Genomic DNA, 20,880 nt, shown 5'->3' on the forward strand with positions numbered 1-20,880 from the left:
TTTAAGCTTAAAAACTTAAATACCTTTTTTGATTAATAATATAAAAATTAGCCTTCTAACGCATTAGCAATTTCTTTAGCACGACATACTAAAACATCACATTTAGCAGTTCTAGTTACGTATTCTGTAACACTACCAATTAATAAACGTTCTACTGCGTTTAAACCAGTTGCACCAACAACAATTAGGTCAATATTGTGTTTCTTAGGGAAATCATGACCAATGATTGTCTTAGGTGAACCAAATTCGATTGAATAATGAGAATCAGTAACACCGGCCTTGTTAGCACGTGCTTGGTAATCCTTCATTCTCTTTTCAGCATCTTTAGAAACTTGTTCTACCATTGCTGAGTCAAAACTTGAAACATTTTGGAAAGAACGAGTATCGATGACATGTAAGATCTCTAATGTAGCATGATTACGCTTGGCAATAGAAACTGCCTTGCTGAAAGCTAAATCGGCTTCTTTAGAACCATCAACGGAAACTTGAATATTCTTATATTGTGAAAGCATTTTCTAAACACCTCTTCCTGATATCTATTTTACCAAAATTTCATCTATTATTAGAAGGTTTATATTTTTATTTTTTTGAATCTGTAATTAAAAGACTAAAGGTCAAAATGGTTAGAGATGCAAGGAATAGTGTGATCAAGTTAAGATATTTATTATCCATAAATAAAATGATAATTCCGATTGCGCTCTCTGCGATCAAAGCAATAGAAGTCCATTTTAAAATGTTGGTTAGGCGAGGATTACCGCCTACGTCATAGATTAAAAAATGGCCATTTCGTCTGTGCCACATATACCAAGCAGTTAAAAGCAAGAGTAGAATAAAAACAATCATTACAATTTTAATTATCATTTATTTTAACCTCATTACATAAAAAGACGGCCATTTAAGACCGCCTTTCCTGATATTCAAAAGAAATCCGAGTTGACTAAACAAAGCATAATGACGCTTGTTGAACCCGCAGTGTTCAAAATTTGAGCTAACATCGCAGCGAATATGGATCCTGTGACAAGACAGTATTCCGATTCGGTAGTTATTTGCTAACTCCCACGTCTTCTAGTTTGATCGGTCAACTTTATACATTTAAGCTTGTCGATCAACTCAGATCACTTATTATAATACGCAATCAGATTAGGTTTGTCAATAATATTGAATGCGCTATCTATTGTGATGTTTGCTCAAATTATCGCGTTGCATCTTCTTTAATTTTTGATAAATTAGCTTATACCTTTCTTCGACTTTAGAATTTCCTTTCGGGGTAAAGTAACTTGCAGTCAGAAGATTGTCTGGCAAGTATTGTTGGGCGACCCAATCATTTTCAAAATCATGAGGGTAAATATAATTAACTCCATGACCTAACTTTTTAGCACCAGCATAATGCGCATCCTTTAAATTAGCGGGAATAGAGCCAACATTTTTGTTTTTAACGTCATCAATTGCCCGATCTATGGCAGTAATAGCACTATTGCTTTTAGGAGAAAGAGTCAGCTCAATTACGGCATTAGCGAGCGGAATACGCGCCTCTGGAAAGCCCAGCGTTTGAGCAGCTTGAATAGCTAATATAGCATGTTCTGCAGCGCTAGGATTGGCTAGTCCCACATCTTCGTAAGCAATGACGGAGAGACGCCGACAAATTGAAATTAAGTCGCCAGACTCGATTAATCTTGCCAAGTAATGCAATGCTGCGTCTGTATCTGAACCGCGAATTGATTTTTGAAAAGCAGATACCAAATCATAGTGTCCGTCCCCAGAAGAATCGAAATTCTGCATCTTCATTTGAATAGAATCAGCCATTTCTTGCTGAGTAATTACAATAGAGTCTGTATCTTGATGATTATCTTTTAATTCTTGTTTGGTAGACAAAACCGCAAGTTCCAATGAATTTAAAGTAGATCTCAAATCTCCATTGCCTTTTTCGATTAAAAGGGTACGTGCATCATCCGTCAGCTCGACATGATAATTGCCTAAGCCATTTTCTTTATCCGTTAAAGCGCGGTCAATGGCATTCGATGCATCTTGAGCAGATAAAGGCTTTAGCTCAAAAATTTGGCAACGTGAACGAATAGCAGGGGAAATTGAAATATATGGATTCTCCGTTGTAGCCCCAATTAAAATGACTTGTCCTGACTCAAGCAAAGGCAATAAAAAGTCTTGTTTTGTCTTATCGAGTCTGTGAATTTCATCTAATAATAAAATGACGGTGCCACTCATTTTCCCTTCTGCGGCTACTTGCTGTAATTGCTTCTTTCCGTCAGTAGCTGCGTTCAACTTTCGAAAAGCATATTTAGTAGAACCAGCGATAGCACTCGCAATACTGGTCTTGCCAATGCCAGGAGGGCCATAAAGAATCATTGATGATAGAAGACGAGCCTCAACCATTCGGCGAATAATTTTACCAGGTCCAATTAGATGTTGCTGTCCGACAACTTGATCAAGAGTCTGTGGACGCATACGATAAGCTAATGGTTTCATTATTTTTCTCCGTGAAAAAGTTTATGCCAAAAGCTTTCTTTCTTTTTAGGCGCTTCTAATTCAGTTTTTGGCAACTCAGGAGCATAGACTTGTCCAATTTCAATTCTTTGACGATTAATAGCATTTTTGGAGACTACTAAAACAGCAGAATCTTCGGGTCCAGTTTTTGCAGTTTCATTGTTAACTAATGTAAATGGAATATTTTTCTTGCTGCAGGCTGCCTCGACATCACCTAGAAAACCATCATCAGTAATATTGCCGTTAATCAAAATAGTGTAGCCTTTAAAATCATCAATGTGTTGTAAGAAAAGACTAGTGAGTTTGGAATCTTTTACTTCAGCATTATTCATGCGTACATACACACGCTCACGCAGTGAACCTAAATATCGCCGGCGTTCATCCGGTTTAGTCTGTGGGGTTATTCCTTGCGCAGCTTGTTCTACGCGCTTACTTAAATCATCACTCATAAAATCATCCTTTCTTTATTACTATTAATTGTAACAAAAAAACCTTCCCCGATATTGGGAAAGGTTTTTGACAAAATAAAATATAAAAATTAAAGTAACTTGTTGTACCATTCAACAACGAGTGATTCATCAATTTCTGGTTCCATTTCGTCACGTTCTGGTAAACGTACAAGAGTACCTTCCATCTTGTTGTCGTCAAATGAAACGAATGATGGACGTGCAGTAACTGCGTCTAAGGCATCCTTAACTTGTTGTAAGTTCTTTGACTTTTCCTTCAAGCCAACAGTTTGACCAACGCTGACTTCGTATGAAGGAATGTCAACACGCTTGCCATCAACAGTGATGTGACCGTGGTTAACTAATTGTCTAGCTTGTTCTCTAGTAGTAGCTAAACCGAGACGGTAAACAATACTGTCCAAACGACGTTCAAGCAAAATCATGAAGTTGGTACCGTGTTCACCTTCACGGATCTTACCAGCGCGAGTGAACAAAGTTCTAAATTGACGTTCGTTCAAACCGTACATCCAACGTAACTTTTGCTTTTCGTGTAATTGTTGGCCATATTCTGACAAACGACCACGGCTGTTAGGACCGTGTTGACCTGGAGCGTAGTTACGACGTGCGATTTCCTTACCAGTACCTGAAAGTGAGATACCTAATCTTCTTGAACGTTTCCAACTTGGACCTGTATATCTTGACATAAAAATCCTCCATAAAATTTAAAATAATAATTTCTGGAGTAAAATATTACAAATAAGTTCAACATTCGTGCATCTTGGATTTACATTTTCGCCCAATGCAGCGCGGGTTACTCGTTCACTTAAGCGTTTCAAGATGTTGACGTTCTTGTCACTTATTGCTGCAAATATTTTACACGAATAGTATTATATAGAGTTCAGAATAATAAATCAAGAAATACATCAGCTTTTGCACATCTTTAGGCTATGTTTTGTTATAATTATTGTAGTTTTGGAGGATAAACAATGTCATCAATTCAAACTATTATTATTGTCGCCGTTGTAATCCTTATTATTGTAGTCGTTGCTTTAATGTTGCTCATTAATCGTAAGCAGTTGCGAGAAGTCGAGGTAATCGATGCAGCTCTTAATGAAATCGAAGAGATGCACCTTGAAGATGATATCAAACGACTGAATAAAATGGATTTGGCGGGCGAAAGTCTAACCACATTAAATACTTGGCGTAAGAGTTATAAAGAAGCTTCAACTAAAAAATTGCCACGCGTAAAGAAGTTAGTTGAAGAAGCGGCAAATGAAAATGCAACTTACAAACTTTTTAAAGCCAGAAAGAAAATAAAAGAAGCACAGCAAATAATTAAACCGGCTTTAGAAGATGCTCGCAATACTAAGGCAGTGTTTACTGAATTGCTTGAATCCAATAAAGAAAATCAAATTCAGTATGATGCTTTAATTAAAGTCTATCGTGAATTGAGAAAAGACGTTTTAGCTAATTCATTTGAATATGGTACAGCAATTGATCAAATTGAAGATCAACTTGCTTCAATGGAGAGCGATTTTGAAGAAGCTAAGAATCTTTCATCTCAAGGGGATCACGTAGAAGCTAAGCGAGTTTTATCTAAGATTCGCATGTCTTTAGCGGCTTTACAAAAACAACTGCCTAAAATCAAAGATGGCTATCATCAATTAGAAGTAGTTTTCCAAGATCAGCTTAAGGAATTATCTAATGTTTATAAGAAGATGATTTCAGAAAAGTACTATATTACTAAGGTTGATGTTTTAAGCAGAATTAAAGACATTCATGATCAGATTGATAGTGCTCGTAAACTATTGGCAGAACTAAAAGTCGATGAATTAGCTAACGAAAATAAAAAGATATCTAGTGAAATCGATGGCCTTTATGACATTTTAGCTAAGGAATATAAAGCTCGTCCTTTTGTCGAAAAGAATCAAAGCAAGATGTTAGCTTTAATTTCTCACCAGCAAACGGCATCTAAAAAGTTAGTTGAGAAATTGCAACATATTGATGAGAGTTATGAATTAACTCATGGCGAACTTGAAAAAAGCAAAGAGCTTGAAAAAGAAGTTAATAACATGAATCGCCAATATACAGTTGATACGCAAAATATAGCTGATGGCAAGGGCGTCTATTCTGCAATTCAAGATTCATGGTTAGAAATGTTAGATCGCTTGCGTGAGATTGATGCTGAGCAAATTAAAATGTCGACAGATGTTGATGGCTTATATGATTCAGAAAATGTTGCTAATGATTCAATTAAGCACTTTAAGCAAGAGGTTTCATTAGTTTATCGCCGTCTTGAAAGACGTAGTTTGCCAGGAAATCCAGACAGCTTTATTCAAATGTATACTTTAGTCGTTAACGAAATTGGTCATGTTAGTGATGAATTGAGTCAAGTCAGAATTAATATGGAAAAGATTTCTAACGAATTAATTCAAATTTCTGATGATGTTGAACGACTTAAGCGTGAAGCAGACGATATTATCAATTCTGCTAACTTGGTTGAGTTAACGATGCAGTATTCAAATAAATATGCTGATAAGGATACGATTAAGCAAGCACAAAAGAAGTCGATGCAACTTTACGATGAATATAATTATAAGGAAGCATTGGATACCATTGCTACTGCAATTGAAAAAGTAGAACCAGGTAGCTATCAACGACTTGAAAATGCATATTATTCTGAACAAAAAGAATAAATAATTGAAGCTTTTCATTATTTAAGCTAAAATCTAATAGTCACTAAACGGTCAAGTAGTTGACCGTTTTTTATTAGGGGAGTTTTGAACGTGATTTATTTTGATAATAGTGCAACAACAAAAATAGATCCTCAAGTTTTAGATACCTACAATAAGGTAGCAACTAATATTTGGGGCAATCCTTCAAGTTTGCATAAGATGGGTGACCGTGCGCATCAAATGCTTGAAGCTTCACGCAAACAAATTGCAGACTTGTTGGGCGTTAAACAACATGAGATTTTCTTTACCTCAGGTGGTACAGAATCAAATAATACTGCAATTAAAGGAACAGCAATTCAAAAGCGTGAATTTGGTAAGCATATTATTACTTCCAGCGTAGAACATGCTTCTGTAGCTAATAGCTTTAATGCTTTAGAAAATTTGGGTTGGCGCGTTACACGTTTGCCAGTTGATAAAGAGGGTAGAGTTAATGTCAACGATTTGAGAAATGCCATTGACTCAGATACTACTCTGGTTTCAATTATGGGTGTCAATAATGAGATCGGCACGATTCAACCAATTGATGAAATCAGTGATTTGCTTGAAAATTATCCAACTATTCAATTCCACGTTGATAATGTTCAAGCTTTAGGTAAGAATATTTGGGATAAGGTCTTTACACCACGAGTTGATTTATCAAGTTTATCAGCGCATAAGTTCCATGCACCACGAGGCATTGGTATCCTTTACAAAAAAGAAGGCAAAATGCTTACTCCACTTCATGATGGAGGTGGCCAAGAAAAGGGACTTCGTTCCGGTACCGAAAACTTACCAGCTATCGCAGGTATGGCTAAGGCTATTCGGTTGCTTTTAGAAAACGAACCTGAAAAGGCAAGCCGTGAAGCAGCAATTAAGGCTAAGATAGTTGACTATTTGAAAGATAAACCAGGTATCGATATCTTTTCACCAGTAAGCGACGGTTTTGCACCACACATTCTTTGCTTTGCATTAGAAGGAATTCGCGGTGAAACCTTAGTTCATACTTTAGAAGATCAAGACATTTATACCTCAACTACTTCTGCTTGTGCATCAAAGACTGCAGATGAAGCCAGCACCTTGGTTTCTATGCGAATTGATGATAAGATTGCTACTAGCGCAATTCGTTTGAGTTTTGATGAAACAAATACGCTTGAGCAGGCAGATGAGTTTATCAAGGTCTTTGATAAGATTTATAATCATTTTGCTAAAATTAATCACTTGGGAGAAAATTAATGGAATATACAGAAGTTATGGTCCGTTACGGGGAACTCTCAACTAAGGGAAAGAACAGAAAGGACTTCATCAATCGTTTAGCTAGCAACGTTGAAAAGGTCTTAAAAGATTTCCCTCAGATTGACTTCCATCCTCGTCACGACCGGATGCATATTGTTTTAAATGGCGCACCTTTTGCGGAAGTAGATAAGCGCTTGAAGAAAGTGTTTGGTATTCAAACTTATTCACCAGCTATTAAGATTCCTAAAACTTTAGAAGATATTGAAAAGACTTCTTTAGAATTAATGCAGGAAACTTTTAAGCCGGGCATGACCTTTAAGGTTAATACTAAGCGTAGTGATCACAAGTTTGAATATGATACTAATCAACTTAATAACTTGGTTGGTGATTACTTATTTGATCATATCGATCACTTGAAGGCTGAAATGAAGCACCCTGATTTAGTACTTAGAATCGAAGTGCGTCAAGATGCCGTTTATATTTCTAACCAATTGCTTCATGGTATTGGCGGGATGCCTGTTGGTACTGCTGGCAAGGCCGTAATGATGCTTAGTGGTGGTATTGATTCACCAGTTGCTTCATACCTTGCAATGAAGCGTGGGGTTGATATTGAAATGGTGCACTTCTTCAGTCCACCTTACACTACTGAAAAAGCTTTAGCTAAGGCTAAGGAATTAACTGGTATTTTGGCAAACTATGCAGGTAAGATTAACTTTATCGCTGTGCCATTTGCTGAAATTCAGGAAACTATTAAGGAAAAATTGCCAGAAGGTTACTTGATGACTGTACAACGTCGCTTCATGTTGCAACTTGCAGACCGTATTCGTGCTAAGCGCGGTGGTCTGGCAATCTTTAACGGTGAATCTGTTGGTCAAGTTGCTTCACAGACTTTGCAATCAATGGTTGCTATTAACGATGTGACAACTACACCAGTTATTCGTCCAGTTGCTACAATGGATAAGACTGAAATTATTAAATTGGCAGAAGATATTGGTACTTTTGATCTTTCAATTCAACCATTTGAAGATTGTTGTACTATCTTTGCTCCACCACGTCCTAAGACTAAGCCAAAGCTTGATAAGGCTCGTGAATACGAAGCTCGTCTTGATGTTGAAGGCTTGATTCAAAGAGCGATGGATGGAATTGAAGTAATGCCAATTTATCCAAATGAAAAATTTATCAACGATAAGATCGAAGAAGATCAAGATTTATTGTAAAAAGTTATGCCGACAGAATGATCTGTTGGCATTTTTTGTATAAAAGGAAAAATAATGAGGATTGGAAAATTACTAAGAGAAAGTAGATTGGCAGCTGGACTTACTCAAACTGAAATGGTGGCAGGAGTTGTTTCAGAATCGTTTTATTCAAAAGTTGAACGTGGGATTCATAGTATTGATGCTGATACCTTAATTGAAATTTTGAAAGCAAATCATATTAATCCAGTTCAATTCTTCTCCAAAACGCTGGATGGTCCAATCCAGGAATCACCGCATAAAAAGAGTCTACAGGATGCTAGCTTTATGGCGAATAAAATAGCAAATAGTGCTAATAAACGAGATTTAGAGAAACTAGGTCAACTAAAAAAGGAGATTGATCAAGCTGAAGAACAAGGTAAACCATATTATATTTGGATCCCTTATATATTGGAGTTAATGACTGCCTGGATAACTCATTCAACTGATGATATATCAGAACCGGTTAAAAAGAAGATACAACATTTATCTAAAGGAAATAATTGGGGATTCCTCAACTATGAATATTTAGGGATGGCTTTTATTGCCCTAACTCCAGAACAAGTACTCAATTTTTCTCATACTGCTTATCAAAGCTATGTAAAAAATTCAGAAAACATCTTAAGTTATACAAATACAGTTGGAATTGCTAATTTAGTGATTGATTTCTTAATGTATGCGTATATACACAATTTTAATAAAGAATTATGCGCAGAAACATTTGCTTTTTTTGATAAAAATATTCCATATGAAGCAAGCTTTTATCAACATAGAGTAATAGTGAGACTTTATAAGACCTTGTTTGATAATGATACTGAGAAAGTAGATTTCTATACCCGCTTGTTGGAGGAAGATAATTTTACTTTTTGTTTGCAGAATGTATCAGTTGCTAAAAAGGATGGTTCTCATGCGCATTGATAAATATTTAGCTAATATGAACGTCGGCTCTAGAAAAGGAGTGCACGTTTTAATTAAAAAAGGCATTATCACTGTAAATGGTGATGTGGTAAAAACACCGAAACAGCAGGTTAAGGAATCCGATGAAGTATTGGTAGATGGACAAGAGGTTAATTATCAAAAATATCATTATTTCTTGATGAACAAGCCCAAGGGCGTACTTTCGGCAACTGAAGACCGTAGTCAAAGAACAGTAATTTCATTGCTCAAGCCGCAGGATCAATATCAAGGAATTACGCCAGTCGGACGATTAGATAAAGATACAACTGGTTTGCTGTTACTGACTAATGATGGCCAACTAAATCATGAATTGCTTGCTCCTAATAAGCACGTTGATAAGATTTATCGCGCGAAAATTGCAGGTGTAGCTGATGACGAAACGGTGAAAACTTTTGCTAGTGAAATGACTTTAGGTGATGGGACTAAGCTTAAGCCAGCAGAGTTGAAGATTCTGGCGCAGGATGAAGAACATGATAGTTCTGAAATTGAAATAAAAATTCGTGAAGGAAAATATCATCAGATTAAGCGCATGTTTGGTGCGGTAGGGATGAAAGTGGTTGAACTTGAACGAATTTCGATGGGAAATTTGAAATTGCCGGAAGATTTAAAGCGCGGTAATTATATTGAATTGAGCTTAGATGAAGTAAACAAAATTAAATAGGACGGAATAAATAGATGACAATCGGTGAAGCATTAAAAAGCCGGCGTTTGCATGCGGGAATGAGTCAGACAGAAATGGCGGCAGGAATTGTAAGTGAATCTTTTTATTCTAAAGTTGAACGTGGTGTGCATGCAATTGATGCAGAAACTTTAATTAAAATTTTGTCGGTTCATCATTTTGATGTTACTGGATTTTTTGCACAAATTAATAATCAGTCGTCTGCTGGACCTTTTTTTGAATTAACTAGTGAGATTACTTTTGCTCAAAATAGAAGAGATGTAAAAGCGCTGGATAAAATTAAGCGAAAAATTGAAAATGGGGAGGTACAGGCTCCGTTATGGCTTAAATTCAAGTTGGAATTAGCTTATGCTTGGGCATTACGCTCAAGTGATCAAATTTCTCCTGAAATGAAGAAAAAAATAAAGAAACTGGTTTTGAATGAAAATTGGGATCGGACATCTTATCATTTTTTGAGTCAAGCAGTAATTCTCCTGGATGTTGATGATTCAAAGCAGTTAGTAGAGGCTGCTTATGCTGCATATCGTAAACATCCAGCTACCGATACCTTTACTTTGCAGTTTATGGCTTTTATTACGATAAATTATTTGAATTGTTGCTATCATCAACATGCTAATAAGAGTTATACGGAAAGTACATTTAATTTTTTGCAAGAATTGCCGGTAGATCCTGCAATTGGATTGGAAAAGTTGATAGGCAAGTTCTATCAAGCTGTTTTTAGTGGTGATGAACAGAAAGCCAGATCTTTAAAATCAATTATTCAAGACTGTGGTTATGCGTCAATAATTGATGATGTTGAAATTGATGAATAAATAATAATCGCATCCTTTAATCTTTTTTAGCTTGAGGGGTGTGATTTTTTTAATAAAAATAGTCGTTTTGGAAGATTTCGAGACTTTTATCTCAAGTGTTTATATATTAAAAATATGAAACAAATGAGGGAAAAAGTATGACTATTGGAGAACAGCTAAGAGAAATACGAGATTCCTTAAATTTAACGCAGACACAAATGTGCGCTGGCGTGGTAACAGAATCTTTTTATTCTCGAGTAGAAAATGGAAAAAGTGAAATTAATATTGATGACCTGTTAGCGATTTTGAAGCAAAATCATGTTTCTGTGCGTGATTTTTTTAGTGTGTTTGATCAGTCAATGCAACGCAAAATTCAATATCATTGTATTCGATCGGCTATTAATAATCGCAATGTAGCCTGGTTGAAAAAAGAACAGAAAGATGAGCCGATTTTTAAAGCAAAATTGACAGCAGTTATAGCTACTTTGACAAATAAGAAAGCTGATCTTTCTGATGATGCCCAGAGAAAAATAAAAAGCAATTTTGGAAGATTAGGTAAATGAGATGAAACTGCATTATGGAATTTGGCTAGTTTTATGTCTTTATACGATACAATTGAGATAAAGATTTTAATTACAGATATCTATGAAAACAAAAATAGTATCAGTCTAAATGATTCTTCAACATTGGTTGCCTTGGTGAATGTAATGATGAGTTACTTGGGGCGTTCGTATCAAGAAAATGATCTCGGCTCAGTTTTGCAAACTATCCAGTTTATAAAAGAACTGCCAACGAATCCCGTTATTATGTTTCATAAATTGGTGACTATATACTATCAAGCTTTAATTAACCATGATCAGAAACGGTTAGATTTGATAACTAAAGTATTACAGAAGAACGGCTACGATAATTATCTAGCCTGGCTTCCATAAAGGTGATGAATATGAATATTGGTGAGAGATTACATCAAGTGCGAAACTTGCACGGATTGACGCAGGAACAAATGGTAGCGGGAATAATTAGTAAGTCGCAATATTGGCGAATAGAAAAAGAATCTAATGCAATTAGGGCTAGTAGTTTAATCAAAATCCTGAATCAAAATAAGATTTCGGTACTCAAATTTTTTAAAGATATTGATGATTCAGGAATTAAAAGAAGAGAGCTGCAAGATCTGGTTACTAATGCTTATTTTGCACGTGATTATAAAAAATTAGGGAAAATAAAAAAGCAGTCGACTAATTTGCAAATGAAGCGATTGATAGATTGGTTATTGGCTGAGCTTAAAGGTAAAAGTCAGGATTTTCCCGATGAAGATAAAAGAAAACTAAGATATAACGTTTGGCAAGTTGAAAGATGGAACGATGATATCTTGTGGTTTTTCTTTCATACCTTGTATTTGTATAAGTATTCCAATTTGGAAGGAATAATCAATGCGCTCATTTCAAAGTTTACTAAGAATGAGAAGATCGAGGATCGTCAGCTGCAGTTAATTGCCAGTATCGCCGTGCGTTATTTGAATATTTGTTATAAGCAGAATAACAGGTATGAGGCCAAAAAGGTAATCCGATTTTTGCGAAAGATACCAGATAAGATTGAATTTGGATTAGCAAAAATGATTGCAGATTATTATGAAGCCTTGCTAAATAAGAAAAAGGTAGATGCTGAAGAGATTTTGGATTTGATTAAGGCGTGTGGTTATGAGAACTATTTGAGCTTAAATTAGGGAGATGAGATTAGTAAAAAATTAAATTTATACTTTTTAATTTCAATTTTGCAGATTAGATTGTGCGATTGAAATTTCAAAATTAAGATAAAGTTGACAATATTTGTTATTTATTTTTTTAATAAGTGGAGATATTAGGATGAATAAGAAGATTAAAGTAACAAGTGCTGCTGCCGCAGCGTTAGCTAGTTTAGTATTGGTAAATGCCAATGTGAATAATGAGGTTAAGGCTGATACTAAGGCGGTTAATGATACTAAGACTACTCAAAAAGCACAAACACCAGAAGAGGCTGCTAGGGCTAATGTTGCTAGTGCAAAAAAGAAAGTTGAGACTGAACAAGGCAACGTAGACAAAGCTCAAGGCGATTTGGATCAAGCTAAAAAAGATGCCGAAAAGCCAGACGCTGACTACAAAGCACAAAGTGACAAGGTCGATGGATTAAAGAAGACTGTTGACCAAAAGAATGAGGCATTGACTGACGCCAAAAATAAAGAAAAGGATGCCCAAGCTTTGGCTGATGAAGCTAAAGATCCAGCTAAGGTTAAGGATGCTATTACTAAGCAAGAAGGCGTAGTAAAGAACGCAAATAAGGCAAAGGCTGATGCAGATCAAGCAGTAAAAGATAAGCAAAAAGAAATTGATGATCTTGGCAAAGATGTTAGGACTGACACTCAAGATGTAAATGATAAGACTGCTGCTAAGAACAAAGCAGATCAAGCTGTTAAGGATGCTGAAGATGCTTTAAAAGGTACTGGTATTACTGAAGCTAAAAAAGAATTGGATGCTGCTAATGAAGCTGTCGCCAAGACTCAAAAGGCATTAAAGGAAGCCAATGATGCTATCAATCAAGCTAATGGTGATAAGACTGCAGCTCAAAAAGCTTTGGCTAAGGCGCAAACTGCACACGATACAGCTGTTACTAATCAAAAGATTGCTCATGCTCAAAAGGCATATGATGATGCAAAAGCTGCATCAGATACAGCAGACAAGAAATTTGCTAATAAGAAGGCAGAAGTTAAAAAATTAAGAAGTAAATTACATGATTTAGAAATTAATAGTCAAAATAAGATTGTTATTCCTAATATTGACTATTACAAGTCAATGCTTAAAGATTATATTAATCAACGAGCATTAACTTCAGATCAAATCAATTATTTAAATTCAGCTCGTAAACAAGTAAATTATATTTCTTCAGATAAAGATAAAAAAATAACTGTAGATTTAAAGAATTTAACAGATGATCAAATAAAAGATTTATCATTATTTGCATTAAGCTTAACTAATGAAATAAGATCTCAATTTGGTTTTGAGCCAGCAGTTGTAACTAACGGTGGTATAGAAGTCGCAAAAGAACTGGCTCAAAAGTATGAGGAAGACTTTAAAAATACAATACCAGCTTGGCATGATGATGTTGCAATTAAGAAGGTAGTAAATGAGCATCGCATTGGGTTAGGTGAGGCCATGGCCCCTAAATACGTTTCTAGTTCTCAGACTAATATGGATAATTTGAAACGTGACGTGTTTAATATGTTTAGGGATATGGTGTTTTCTAAAGGAAACGGTATTGATGAAAAAGGTGGTCAAGCTCACTATGAACTAGGTCATGCAATGATAGTGATCGGGGCCAAAGGATTGATGGTTGGAGATAACCCTACTGTTAATATTCAGGATGCCAATAATCGTACTATAGGAGAAAGATTAATTTTAAAGAACTGGCAAAAGGAAGTTCAAACAATAAAAGATAAAATTAAAGAATTAGAATTACATGAGCAGAATAGTGAAATCAAAAATAAAATTGAGCTTCAAAAAGAAAGACTGATAATTTGGGAAGGTAATGTTAAAGAACTTGAACAACGGATAAAAAACGAAACACACCCATTATCAATGGTTTTGATTCCTACGGATTACGGTTATGATCCGACTGAGTATCAAGAAGCGATTGAATATCATTACTACTATGTAGTGCCAAGTACTGATTCTAAGTTTGATCAAACTATTATTCCATCATATGCATCACAAATTAAAGAAGTAAATAGTAAATTAAATCAAGCAAATAATGAACTTCCTAGTTTGAAATCAGAAGCTGAGAGATTAGATGGCATTACAAGTGGAAAATTTACAGATTTAAATAATAAAAAGGCAGCTGTTAAGGGTGCTCAAGATTCAATTGATAAAGCGAACAAAGATATTAAAAAAGCCAATGATGCTTTAGATACTGCCCAAAGAAAGAAGATTGCTCAGGAAGCACAACTTAAAAAAGATAAAAATGCTCAAAAAGATGCCCAAAAACATTACGATGATTTAACAGCTGATAATAATTTAGAAGCCGCTAAGAAGGCTCAAGAAAAAGCTAAGAATGCATTGTCAACTGCTAATAATACATTAACCAAAGCGAAAAACGCTCTTGATCAAGCTCAAAATGTAGATCTTCCAAAATTACAAAAAGTTGCTGATCAAAAAGCTAAAGATGCTACACAAGCTCAAACAAAGTTAGATCAATTAAAGCAACACGTTGAAGACTTAAAGAATGCAGCAACAATTTTAGCCAATGCTAAGAAAGCATTAACTGATGCTCAAACTGCATATGATACTGCTAAAAAGAATTATGACGATGCAAATGAAGTCTTAAACGGCGACTTAAAGATCAACAAAGATAAGGCTGACGCCAAAGTAGTCGCAGCACAAAAAGCATACGATGAAGCAGTTGCTAAATTGCAAGCAGCTAAAGATGCACTTGCCAAGGCTCAACAAAAGTTGCAAGATATCTTGGATGCTGAATACGCTCAATCAATCATTACTTCAGGTCCAACAGAGACTAAGAAGACAGATAAGCAAGAACCTGTTAAGATCCCAGAAGCAACCCCAGAGACTAAGACTGATGACATTTCTACTACTCCTAAGAAGATCCGCTTAACTCACAATGCCTTTGTTTACAACAAGCACGGTAAATTGATCAGAAAAGGTTTGCACATTAAATGGATTAAGCGCGATAAGCTGGTTAAAGTTTTGAAGAATGCAAAGATCGTTAAGATTAATGGCAAGAGATACTACCAGATCGGCAGAAATAAGTTCGTTAAGGTAGCAAACTTTGAAATTACTACTCATGCAGTCCACTTCAAGGCTAGACTCAAGGGCAACAAGAAGGTCAGAGCTTACAATCGTTCAGGTAAGTTTAACAAGCATTACGCACGTCCAAACCATACTTATACTTTCAACGAAATGGCTAAGATCAATGGTAAGACCTACTACAAGATTGCTGGCACTAATAACTGGATTCCAGCTAAGAAGTTAGCTTTGAAGAAATAGTTGAATTTTAGCTAATAAAGCAAGAGAACATTAACCGAAATTGGTTAATGTTCTTTTTGTATATTTGGTAAATTAATAGGGTAAAATAAAATTGAAATTATAGTTAAATTTTTAGGAAAAACAAAATGACAACACAAGAAATCGAAAAACTCAAAAAAGTTGATGAAATCATGTTTAATCTTCAAGATTCTGTCGATCCTCTCAAAAAATTGTTGCAAGCAGGAAAGTTATTGAAAGAATTAAAACTGATTGATAATCCAACTGATACTGATGAAATCATTCAAGCTTATACTCAAAATGTGTATGAGCAATTAAACAAAATTATTGAACGCAAAAATGTTTCATTTAATCAAGCTACCTTAGATTATTTGCAAAAAGATCCCGACAATAATGAACTGGTAATTGTGCCAGCTAGAGAACATTTCAAAGAATATGCTTTAATTGTGTTGCGCTTCAATGATCAATTGGCCGCTTGGCGTAATGAAATGGACGGTCAAGATTACCGTGTTTTAGCAGAAAACTTGGATCAGCATCGCACCAATATTCATAATTTTTGTTTGTCCGACATCAAGATCATGAATCGTTTAGCTGAAAAAGCGCACCAAGCTCCATTTTCAGTCAGTTCAAAAGATGATCCTGATCGTACTGATTATGGTCAAGCAATCGTGAAATTTTGTTGTGAGGATGTTTGTGGGGTTGTTAAGTCTAGTAAATAATCAAGTAACTGAGAATTTGTTTTCATGACAGATTCTCAGTTTTTTGCGCTTTCATGAAAAAATCTTCTATACAGAAGATTTCAAGCTTTTTATAGAAAAACCAAATACTATATAAAGTAAGAAAATGAGGTGCAAATATGACGATCGGACAACAACTTAAAAAATCACGACTTTTATTTGGTTTAACACAGGAAGAAATGAGTGCGGGAATTGTCAGTGAATCTTTTTATTCTAGGGTTGAAAGAGACAAGAATGCCATCACTATCAACAAACTAATCGCAATGTTGAATGCTAATAATATCTCTTTGAATGATTTCTTTAAGACTTTTGATAATGAAGGGATGCCAGAACTTAAGCTACAAAGACAAATTTATTCGGCATTTAATGATCGCGATCTTGATCAGCTTCATCAGATAGAAAAAACTCTGTCTTCTAAAAATGATGTATTGTATTTTAAAACTAAGTTGATAATCGCAACATTAGAACATCGTTCAATTAAAATGCCAGATTCAATTCGTAAGCAATTAAAAACTAATTTAATAGATCTTGATCTAAAAGAGCAGGACTTTTGGGATTTGGCAATTAGCGTTCCTTTGTATCAATTTAGTGAATTGACTCTGTTGATGAGTTATATTATTGCTCATTTTTCAAAGCTGGATCTAGATAATCTTCAGGTAGTTATATCACTAATGAACTTATTGATTGGTTATCTTGACCGTGCTTATAGAGAAAAACATCTTGCGGAAGCAAAAAAGACTTTGAATTTTGCTAATAAAATACCTAATGACTTTGAAATTATGTTTCATAAATTAATCATTAAATATTATTCGGCTTTGATAGACAAAAATCTTGAAATGTCTAAAGGCATAACAGATCTTTTACAAATTTGTGGTTATCAAAGATACATTGATATGTTGCCGCAAGCTAATAGAGGATCAAAATGATTGGCGCGCATCTAAAAGAAGTGCGGAAGTCATTACATTTTTCGCAAGAATAGATGACTGAGGGAATATTGGATCGCTCATTTTATTCTCGAGTAGAAAATGATTGTAGTGAAATTAACGTTAATGATTTAGTCAAATTGCTGCATTATCATCGAATTCCGGTAGCAGATTTTTTACGAGGATTTGGGACGACATCAACTGATATTGAAATTTTGCAGAATCGGATTACTACGGCGTATTTAAATGAAGATGTGGTTACTCTGCAAGATCTTTATATTAATACTAAATTCGCTGATGTGAGAATGAAGAAAGTAGTACGGATATTAATTAATCGGTTGAACGGCGTCAACAATTTAGATGAAAGAGATAGAGAATTTAGCTATAGTTTTTTGAACGAAGATAACTGAAATTCTGAGAATCTTTGGTTAGTACTTCATATGCTAGATTTGTATGAATTATCTGATTTAAAGATATTGGTCGAAACTATTTTTCATAAAGTAATTCGTAAAAAAACAAATGAACGATCTATGCAACTGGCGGCACAGATCGCTCTTAAGTATTTGGAGATTTGCTGCAAGCGTCAAACTAAAAACAGTGAAATTAAGATGCAATTGCTTTTTTGCAAAAACTGCCTAAAACAACTAATTTTGCAATTCATAGGATAGCAGCGGAGTATTATAATAGATTAGTTAACCATGATCAAGAAGGTGCTGATAAAATAGCAAACTTATTAGTTAGAAATTAGAGGCAGAAAATGACAATTGGTGAGGCGTTAAAACAAACCCGTTTGCATGCTGGATTGACGCAAGAAGAGATGGCTGCTGGAGTTATCTCAGAATCATTTTATTCTAAGGTAGAAAGAGATATTCATGAAATTGATGCGAATTTGTTGATCAGAATTTTATCAAAGCATCATTTTGATGTTGGAAGTTTTTTTAGCCAAGTTAATAATTCTGATAATACAACTGATCCTGATTTTGATTTGATGAATCAAATTAGTTTTGCTCAAAATCGCAAAGATCTGAAAAAGCTGGATGAAATTGCGGCCAAAATAGCAAATCGAGGAGGTACATGTCCGCCTAGTTTCTGGCTTAAGTTTAGACTAGAGAATGCCTATGCCTGGGTGCTTCATTCAGACAAACGGATTAGTCCCGAACTGAAGAGAAAGGTAAAGGCAGTCATCATGGATGAAGATTGGAACAGGACGGCTTATCATTATTTGAGTCAAGCTGTAATCTTTTTAGATATTGATGATGCCTATCAATTAGTTGATTCCGCATTTCGTTCATATGAGAAAAATCCGGCCACCGATACGTTCACTTTACAGTTTGTTGCGATAATTGCCGTTAATTTCTTGAATTGTTGTTTTCATAAGAATGCTAGTAAAAAATATACCGATCGCGCGATTCAATTTTTACGCGAATTGCCGGTTGATGGAGCTATTGGGATTAATAGTGTGCTCGGCACATATTATGAGGCGGTCTTTGACGGGGATGCCAAAACTGCGAAGGAAGTTATTGATGTCCTAAAAAAGAGTGGCTGTGTCTCGTTAATTGAAGATACTTTTAAAAAGTAGTGCAAACTGTCTAGGTCAAATTTAGGCAGTTTTTTCAATGCACACAAAAAATAAAATCTTTAATTTGGAAGATTTTATGATTAATTGCGTTTCTTTTAGTATCATAGAAATGTTTGTGCTTTAAATTAAGAAAAAGCCCGGTATTCAAAGATAGAAGTAGTATAAGTATCCTTTGTCACTTTGGATACTGAAAATAGGAAAATGAGTTTAGAGAATGAAAAAAATAATCTATTCAGAGAGTTTCATCCAATTAGTCAAATACGTTTTAATTGGGGGGTTAGGGCTAGTTGTTGACTTTGGAGTCTACACGATTTTGACGCATTTCAAGATGAATGTAGAAATTGCTAATATTATTTCCTCAACTTGCGGAATAATTAATAATTTCTTTTGGAATTCGTATACTAATTTCAAGGTACACGACCGACTTTTATTACGGTTCATTTCGTATTTTTTTGTCGGTCAAATCACCACTGTTTTTACCACAGTTTCCTTATTTATCTTTGTTACACAACTAGGTTACCCTCACTTAATCCTGAAGGCGGTAGCGACTTTTGTTGCTACACTAATTCAGTTTATTATTAATAAAATAATTACTTTTAGAAAAGTCGGGAAGTAGAATGAAAAAATTGTCAATTGTGGTGCCGTGCTATAACGAGCAGGAGTCATTACTCCTGTTTTATCCAGCGGTGCAAAAAGTATTGCATGATATGCCAGTCAAAGCCGAGTATTGGTTTGTCGATGATGGTTCTCGTGATCATACCTTGCAGGAGATGCAAAAGCTGCACCAAGAAAATGAAGCCGTACATTATATTTCTTTTTCAAGAAATTTTGGCAAAGAAGCAGCAATTTATGCAGGTCTTAAAGCTGCTAAGGGAGATTATGTAGTCTTAATAGACGTAGATCTACAAGATCCGCCTGAGTTTTTACCGAAAATGTACCAGCTGCTTGAATCTGGTGAGTATGATGCGGTAGGGTGTCGTCGAATTGATCGCACGGGGGAGAGTAAATTTAAATCATTTTTGAGCGATCAATTTTATAAGGTGATTAATAAAATGTCTAAAACCGAGATCGTTTCAGGTGCACGGGATTATCGCATGATGACACGACAGATGGTTAATGCCGTTTTGTCAATACCCGAGTATAGTCGCTTTTCTAAGGGAATTTTTTCCTGGGTTGGTTTTAAAACTAAATATCTTGAATACCATAATGTAAAGCGTGTTGCTGGCGATACTGATTGGACGACCAAGAAGCTATTCAAGTATGCATTAAGTGGAATTGCCGACTTTTCACAAGCACCTTTAAATTTATCAGTTTGGATTGGGATAATTTCCTTTATATTGTCGATTGCTGGTATGATTTTTGTCATTGTCAGAAAAATTATCAATCCAGGATCTAGTATCTTTGGTTGGGCTAGTTTGGTTTCCGTGATTTTATTAATTGGTGGTTTGCAGCTGCTTTGTATCGGAATTATTGGACGCTATATTGGTAAAATTTATTTACAAGTGAAGAATCGACCAATTTATATTATTAAGGAAAAAAAGTAAGAAAAGGGAAAATAAAAGTAGAAGTCAATATAAAAAAGATAGATTGGGATAAAGTAGGCTGGCGTGTTTGCCCTTATACCATTATTTTGCTTGTAATTTATATGATGATCAGGAGTCAAATTTTAACGCATTCAGTTCTTTTAACCAGCGATGCGTTGCTGCATTTCCAGAGACTCTACGATACGAGCATGCAGATTAAGACTGGAAATTTCTCATATTTTCAAACTAATTTTGCCTTTGGTCATTCTGGGGAATTTTTAATGCCGTATATGGACCGTTTTTAGCCTATGCGGATGGATTGTTATTGCTTTTAGTTCGTAATTGGTTTAATGAAAAACGCCCGAAAATCCCCGTATTTTAATGCGGGGATGGATAGGGCCAAGCTGACCTAGCAGTCAGCTTTTTTATTAAAAAATAGAGACATATGTTCGCTTATCCTGTAAAATATAAATATCTAATCTATGAGTCATGTGGTGATAAGTCAATGTAAATTGTAAATTTTATTTTTAATTAGTTTGT

At 35.1% G+C, this 20,880-nt stretch carries 20 protein-coding genes; 15 read left to right on the forward strand and 5 right to left on the reverse strand.

From position 1 onward, the window contains the following. Positions 1 to 47: 47 nt before the first annotated feature. The 5 genes from CP357_RS03775 to rpsD form a co-directional block, all read right to left on the reverse strand. Entirely contained in the window at positions 48 to 512 is a 465-nt protein-coding gene (locus CP357_RS03775) for a universal stress protein (RefSeq protein ID WP_087363670.1), read from the reverse strand. 67 nt (positions 513 to 579) lie between these two features. Continuing rightward, positions 580 to 861 carry a hypothetical protein gene (locus CP357_RS03780; RefSeq protein ID WP_087175754.1) on the reverse strand — a complete coding sequence of 94 codons (282 nt, stop codon included), beginning with the start codon at positions 859 to 861 and terminating at the stop codon, positions 580 to 582. Between the two features lie 306 nt (positions 862 to 1,167). After that, the gene (locus CP357_RS03785; RefSeq protein WP_098036574.1) at positions 1,168 to 2,481 is read right to left on the reverse strand and encodes a replication-associated recombination protein A; all 1,314 of its coding nucleotides are present in this window, start codon (positions 2,479 to 2,481) and stop codon (positions 1,168 to 1,170) included. Continuing rightward, on the reverse strand, positions 2,481 to 2,948 hold the full coding sequence (locus CP357_RS03790; protein WP_025005087.1) for a YueI family protein: 468 nt from the start codon (positions 2,946 to 2,948) through the stop codon (positions 2,481 to 2,483). The genes CP357_RS03785 and CP357_RS03790 overlap by 1 nt, the downstream gene beginning before the upstream one ends. 89 nt (positions 2,949 to 3,037) lie before the next feature. Continuing rightward, positions 3,038 to 3,649, reverse strand: a complete 612-nt coding sequence (gene rpsD, locus CP357_RS03795) for a 30S ribosomal protein S4 (protein ID WP_087175755.1) — start codon at positions 3,647 to 3,649, stop codon at positions 3,038 to 3,040. Positions 3,650 to 3,931: 282 nt separating this feature from the next. Between rpsD and ezrA the strand changes: the two genes are divergently transcribed. From ezrA to CP357_RS03875, 15 genes are all read left to right on the forward strand, one after another. Then, on the forward strand, positions 3,932 to 5,641 hold the full coding sequence (gene ezrA, locus CP357_RS03800; RefSeq protein WP_098036575.1) for a septation ring formation regulator EzrA: 1,710 nt from the start codon (positions 3,932 to 3,934) through the stop codon (positions 5,639 to 5,641). Between the two features lie 90 nt (positions 5,642 to 5,731). After that, on the forward strand, positions 5,732 to 6,892 hold the full coding sequence (locus tag CP357_RS03805) for a cysteine desulfurase family protein (protein ID WP_087175757.1): 1,161 nt from the start codon (positions 5,732 to 5,734) through the stop codon (positions 6,890 to 6,892). Then, positions 6,892 to 8,109 (forward strand): tRNA uracil 4-sulfurtransferase ThiI, encoded by a 1,218-nt coding sequence (gene thiI / locus CP357_RS03810; RefSeq protein ID WP_054640514.1) that lies wholly within the window; start codon positions 6,892 to 6,894, stop codon positions 8,107 to 8,109. The genes CP357_RS03805 and thiI overlap by 1 nt, the downstream gene beginning before the upstream one ends. 87 nt (positions 8,110 to 8,196) lie before the next feature. Beyond that, positions 8,197 to 9,042 carry a helix-turn-helix transcriptional regulator gene (locus CP357_RS03815; RefSeq protein WP_233187200.1) on the forward strand — a complete coding sequence of 282 codons (846 nt, stop codon included), beginning with the start codon at positions 8,197 to 8,199 and terminating at the stop codon, positions 9,040 to 9,042. Then, positions 9,032 to 9,742: a pseudouridine synthase gene (locus CP357_RS03820; RefSeq protein ID WP_098036577.1), complete on the forward strand. Its 711-nt coding sequence runs from the start codon at positions 9,032 to 9,034 to the stop codon at positions 9,740 to 9,742. The genes CP357_RS03815 and CP357_RS03820 overlap by 11 nt, the downstream gene beginning before the upstream one ends. 14 nt (positions 9,743 to 9,756) lie before the next feature. Continuing rightward, on the forward strand, positions 9,757 to 10,572 hold the full coding sequence (locus CP357_RS03825) for a helix-turn-helix domain-containing protein (RefSeq protein ID WP_098036578.1): 816 nt from the start codon (positions 9,757 to 9,759) through the stop codon (positions 10,570 to 10,572). Between the two features lie 137 nt (positions 10,573 to 10,709). Continuing rightward, positions 10,710 to 11,114: a helix-turn-helix domain-containing protein gene (locus tag CP357_RS10465; RefSeq protein WP_233187201.1), complete on the forward strand. Its 405-nt coding sequence runs from the start codon at positions 10,710 to 10,712 to the stop codon at positions 11,112 to 11,114. 380 nt (positions 11,115 to 11,494) lie between these two features. Next, positions 11,495 to 12,274, forward strand: a complete 780-nt coding sequence (locus CP357_RS03835; protein WP_098036579.1) for a helix-turn-helix domain-containing protein — start codon at positions 11,495 to 11,497, stop codon at positions 12,272 to 12,274. Between the two features lie 139 nt (positions 12,275 to 12,413). Continuing rightward, a complete protein-coding gene (locus CP357_RS10470) occupies positions 12,414 to 15,581 on the forward strand; it encodes an SEC10/PgrA surface exclusion domain-containing protein (protein WP_158227255.1) in 3,168 nt (1,055 codons plus the stop codon). A gap of 125 nt (positions 15,582 to 15,706) precedes the next feature. Beyond that, positions 15,707 to 16,297, forward strand: a complete 591-nt coding sequence (locus tag CP357_RS03850) for a DUF3232 domain-containing protein (RefSeq protein ID WP_098036580.1) — start codon at positions 15,707 to 15,709, stop codon at positions 16,295 to 16,297. A 137-nt stretch (positions 16,298 to 16,434) separates the two neighbouring features. Then, complete coding sequence (locus CP357_RS03855) at positions 16,435 to 17,241, forward strand: helix-turn-helix domain-containing protein (RefSeq protein WP_098036581.1); 807 nt, start codon at positions 16,435 to 16,437, stop codon at positions 17,239 to 17,241. A 53-nt stretch (positions 17,242 to 17,294) separates the two neighbouring features. Continuing rightward, positions 17,295 to 17,648, forward strand: a complete 354-nt coding sequence (locus CP357_RS10475) for a hypothetical protein (RefSeq protein ID WP_233187202.1) — start codon at positions 17,295 to 17,297, stop codon at positions 17,646 to 17,648. Positions 17,649 to 17,995: 347 nt separating this feature from the next. Further along, positions 17,996 to 18,817, forward strand: a complete 822-nt coding sequence (locus CP357_RS03865; RefSeq protein ID WP_098036582.1) for a helix-turn-helix domain-containing protein — start codon at positions 17,996 to 17,998, stop codon at positions 18,815 to 18,817. Between the two features lie 214 nt (positions 18,818 to 19,031). Beyond that, positions 19,032 to 19,433 carry a GtrA family protein gene (locus CP357_RS03870; protein ID WP_098036583.1) on the forward strand — a complete coding sequence of 134 codons (402 nt, stop codon included), beginning with the start codon at positions 19,032 to 19,034 and terminating at the stop codon, positions 19,431 to 19,433. Between the two features lies 1 nt (position 19,434). Beyond that, complete coding sequence (locus tag CP357_RS03875) at positions 19,435 to 20,361, forward strand: glycosyltransferase family 2 protein (RefSeq protein WP_098036584.1); 927 nt, start codon at positions 19,435 to 19,437, stop codon at positions 20,359 to 20,361. The last annotated feature ends 519 nt before the right edge of the window (positions 20,362 to 20,880 follow it).

Source organism: Lactobacillus sp. UMNPBX6 (assembly GCF_002553975.1).
In the GTDB taxonomy this organism is placed as follows: domain Bacteria; phylum Bacillota; class Bacilli; order Lactobacillales; family Lactobacillaceae; genus Lactobacillus; species Lactobacillus gallinarum.

Bases quoted from the DNA above. Each gene is read 5' to 3' on its own strand.
- CP357_RS03775 (WP_087363670.1), bottom strand. From the start codon at position 512: ATGCTTTCACAATATAAGAATATTCAAGTTTCCGTTGATGGTTCTAAA.
- CP357_RS03780 (WP_087175754.1), bottom strand. From the start codon at position 861: ATGATAATTAAAATTGTAATGATTGTTTTTATTCTACTCTTGCTTTTA.
- CP357_RS03785 (WP_098036574.1), bottom strand. From the start codon at position 2,481: ATGAAACCATTAGCTTATCGTATGCGTCCACAGACTCTTGATCAAGTT.
- CP357_RS03790 (WP_025005087.1), bottom strand. From the start codon at position 2,948: ATGAGTGATGATTTAAGTAAGCGCGTAGAACAAGCTGCGCAAGGAATA.
- rpsD (WP_087175755.1), bottom strand. From the start codon at position 3,649: ATGTCAAGATATACAGGTCCAAGTTGGAAACGTTCAAGAAGATTAGGT.
- ezrA (WP_098036575.1), top strand. From the start codon at position 3,932: ATGTCATCAATTCAAACTATTATTATTGTCGCCGTTGTAATCCTTATT.
- thiI (WP_054640514.1), top strand. From the start codon at position 6,892: ATGGAATATACAGAAGTTATGGTCCGTTACGGGGAACTCTCAACTAAG.
- CP357_RS03820 (WP_098036577.1), top strand. From the start codon at position 9,032: ATGCGCATTGATAAATATTTAGCTAATATGAACGTCGGCTCTAGAAAA.
- CP357_RS03825 (WP_098036578.1), top strand. From the start codon at position 9,757: ATGACAATCGGTGAAGCATTAAAAAGCCGGCGTTTGCATGCGGGAATG.
- CP357_RS10465 (WP_233187201.1), top strand. From the start codon at position 10,710: ATGACTATTGGAGAACAGCTAAGAGAAATACGAGATTCCTTAAATTTA.
- CP357_RS03835 (WP_098036579.1), top strand. From the start codon at position 11,495: ATGAATATTGGTGAGAGATTACATCAAGTGCGAAACTTGCACGGATTG.
- CP357_RS10470 (WP_158227255.1), top strand. From the start codon at position 12,414: ATGAATAAGAAGATTAAAGTAACAAGTGCTGCTGCCGCAGCGTTAGCT.
- CP357_RS03850 (WP_098036580.1), top strand. From the start codon at position 15,707: ATGACAACACAAGAAATCGAAAAACTCAAAAAAGTTGATGAAATCATG.
- CP357_RS03855 (WP_098036581.1), top strand. From the start codon at position 16,435: ATGACGATCGGACAACAACTTAAAAAATCACGACTTTTATTTGGTTTA.
- CP357_RS10475 (WP_233187202.1), top strand. From the start codon at position 17,295: ATGACTGAGGGAATATTGGATCGCTCATTTTATTCTCGAGTAGAAAAT.
- CP357_RS03865 (WP_098036582.1), top strand. From the start codon at position 17,996: ATGACAATTGGTGAGGCGTTAAAACAAACCCGTTTGCATGCTGGATTG.
- CP357_RS03870 (WP_098036583.1), top strand. From the start codon at position 19,032: ATGAAAAAAATAATCTATTCAGAGAGTTTCATCCAATTAGTCAAATAC.
- CP357_RS03875 (WP_098036584.1), top strand. From the start codon at position 19,435: ATGAAAAAATTGTCAATTGTGGTGCCGTGCTATAACGAGCAGGAGTCA.